This is a genomic window from Frigoribacterium salinisoli, from assembly GCF_054781095.1.
In genome coordinates, this window is record NZ_BAAGVB010000008.1 from 1 (window position 1) to 3,399 (window position 3,399).

At 56.0% G+C, this 3,399-nt stretch carries 2 rRNA genes; both read right to left on the reverse strand.

From position 1 onward, the window contains the following. Positions 1–18 precede the first annotated feature (18 nt). Positions 19–135, reverse strand: a 5S ribosomal RNA gene (gene rrf, locus ACYVHQ_RS14235). Positions 136–321: 186 nt separating this feature from the next. After that, positions 322–3,399, reverse strand: a 23S ribosomal RNA gene (locus tag ACYVHQ_RS14240).

Below are 3,399 nucleotides of genomic sequence, written 5' to 3' on the forward strand. Positions count from 1 at the left end.
GGGGTGGTGTCAATGGATGTCCGGCGGTGTCCTACTCTCCCACAAGGTCCCCCTTGCAGTACCATCGGCGCTGAGAGTCTTAGCTTCCGGGTTCGGAATGTGACCGGGCGTTTCCCTCTCGCTATGGCCGCCGAAACACTAGTGACGCTGCCACCGGGACCGGCCCAGCAAAGGGCGACGGTGACCGGTGGTGGTCAAGTCTGTGTCTCATACCATCAGTATGAAATTGTGTGGAGCGCCCCTGTGCGGGGCGCGGTCCGACCGTCGGTCGGGAACCACAAAGTGGACGCGAGCATCACCCCCTGAGGGGATGGTGTTGTCAAGTCATCGGCTTATTAGTACCGGTCAGCTCCATGGGTCGTTAGTCCCCACTTCCACATCCGGCCTATCAACCCAGTAGTCTAGCTGGGAGCCTCTCACCCCGAAGGGTATGGAAATCTCATCTCGAAGCCGGCTTCCCGCTTAGATGCTTTCAGCGGTTATCCGTTCCGAACGTAGCTAATCAGCGGTGCCCTTGGCAGGACAACTGACACACCAGAGGTTCGTCCATCCCGGTCCTCTCGTACTAGGGATAGATCTTCTCAAATTTCCTACGCGCGCAGCGGATAGGGACCGAACTGTCTCACGACGTTCTAAACCCAGCTCGCGTACCGCTTTAATGGGCGAACAGCCCAACCCTTGGGACCTACTCCAGCCCCAGGATGCGACGAGCCGACATCGAGGTGCCAAACCATGCCGTCGATATGGACTCTTGGGCAAGATCAGCCTGTTATCCCCGAGGTACCTTTTATCCGTTGAGCGACAGCGCTTCCACAAGCCACTGCCGGATCACTAGTCCCGACTTTCGTCCCTGCTCGACTTGTCAGTCTCACAGTCAAGCTCCCTTGTGCACTTACACTCGACACCTGATTGCCAACCAGGTTGAGGGAACCTTTGGGCGCCTCCGTTACTTTTTGGGAGGCAACCGCCCCAGTTAAACTACCCACCAGGCACTGTCCCTGAACCGGATCACGGTTCGAAGTTAGATATCCAGAGTGACCAGAGTGGTATTTCAACAATGACTCCACCCGAACTAGCGTCCGAGCTTCACAGTCTCCCACCTATCCTACACAAGCCACACCGAACACCAATACCAAGCTGTAGTAAAGGTCACGGGGTCTTTCCGTCCTGCTGCGCGTAACGAGCATCTTTACTCGTAGTGCAATTTCGCCGAGTTCGCGGTTGAGACAGCTGGGAAGTCGTTACGCCATTCGTGCAGGTCGGAACTTACCCGACAAGGAATTTCGCTACCTTAGGATGGTTATAGTTACCACCGCCGTTTACTGGGGCTTAAATTCTGAGCTTCGCTTGCGCTAACCCTTCCTCTTAACCTTCCAGCACCGGGCAGGCGTCAGTCCGTATACATCGTCTTGCGACTTGGCACGGACCTGTGTTTTTAGTAAACAGTCGCTTCCCACTGGTCTCTGCGGCCTTTCCCGCTCCCGGAGCAAGTCCGTTCACGGTTCCGGCCCCCCTTCTCCCGAAGTTACGGGGGCATTTTGCCGAGTTCCTTAACCACGATTCTCTCGATCTCCTTGGTATTCTCTACCTGACCACCTGAGTCGGTTTGGGGTACGGGCGGCTAGAACCTCGCGTCGATGCTTTTCTCGGCAGCATAGGATCACTGATTTCCCCCGATCGGGGTACGCATCGGATCTCAGGCACAGAGACGACGGATTTGCCTATCGTCAGCCCTACATCCTTACACCAGGTTCACCTTACGGATACCATCGCCTGGCTCAGCTACCTTCCTGCGTCACACCTGTTAATACGCTAGCCGCACCAGCATGGGGTCGAGCGTTAGACCGGCCGGCATCACCCCGAAGGGATCCGCTCAGCCGGGTTAGGACTCTTAGCACCACTGGATTAGCTTGGGCGGTTCTTCGCCGGTACGGGAATATCAACCCGTTGTCCATCGACTACGCCTGTCGGCCTCGCCTTAGGTCCCGACTTACCCAGGGCGGATTAACCTGGCCCTGGAACCCTTGGTCTTTCGGAGGACGGGTTTCTCACCCGTCTTTCGCTACTCATGCCTGCATTCTCACTCGTGTGGCGTCCACGGCTGGTTCACACCGCCGCTTCACTCGCCACACGACGCTCTCCTACCACTCCGTACGACTGGACCACGAAGGCCTGTCACAGTACGAAATCTACAACTTCGGTGGTGTGCTTGAGCCCCGTTACATTGTCGGCGCGGAATCACTTGACCAGTGAGCTATTACGCACTCTTTCAAGGGTGGCTGCTTCTAAGCCAACCTCCTGGTTGTCTCTGCAACTCCACATCCTTTCCCACTTAGCACACGCTTAGGGACCTTAGTTGGTAGTCTGGGTTGTTTCCCTCTCGACGATGAAGCTTATCCCCCACCGTCTCACTGCTGCGCTCTCACTTACCGGCATTCGGAGTTTGGCTGACGTCAGTAACCTTTTGGGGCCCATCGGCCATCCAGTAGCTCTACCTCCGGCAAGAAACACGCAACGCTGCACCTAAATGCATTTCGGAGAGAACCAGCTATCACGAAGTTTGATTGGCCTTTCACCCCTATCCACAGCTCATCCCCTCCATTTTCAACTGAAGTGGGTTCGGTCCTCCACGACGTCTTACCGTCGCTTCAACCTGGCCATGGATAGATCACTTCGCTTCGGGTCTAGAACATGCGACTCATTCGCCCTCTTAAGACTCGCTTTCGCTACGGCTACCCCACACGGGTTAACCTCGCCACATATCGCTAACTCGCAGGCTCATTCTTCAAAAGGCACGCTGTCACCCCTACAAGGAGGCTCCAACGGTTTGTAAGCAAACGGTTTCAGGTACTATTTCACTCCCCTCCCGGGGTACTTTTCACCTTTCCCTCACGGTACTTGTCCGCTATCGGTCATCTGGGAGTATTTAGGCTTATCAGGTGGTCCTGACAGATTCACACGGGATTTCTCGGGCCCCGTGCTACTTGGGATCCCCATTCAGCCAGCGCCAGCATTTCGGCTACGGGGTTCGCACCCTCTATGACCAGGCATTCAAACCTGTTCGCCTATACTGCGCTGTAACTGCTCCTGTCCGGCAGAACAGGACAACGGGTCCCACAACCCCGACCATGCAACGACCGCCGTCTATCACACATGACCGGTTTAGCCTCTTCCGATTTCGCTCGCCACTACTGACGGAATCACTGTTGTTTTCTCTTCCTGTGGGTACTGAGATGTTTCACTTCCCCACGTTCCCTCTACCCGCCCTATATATTCAGGCGGGAGTCACCAGGTCAACGCCTGGCGGGGTTTCCCCATTCGGAGATCCTCGGATCAGGGCTCGATTATCAGCTCCCCGAGGCTTATCGCAGATTTCTACGTCCTTCTTCGGCTCCAGTG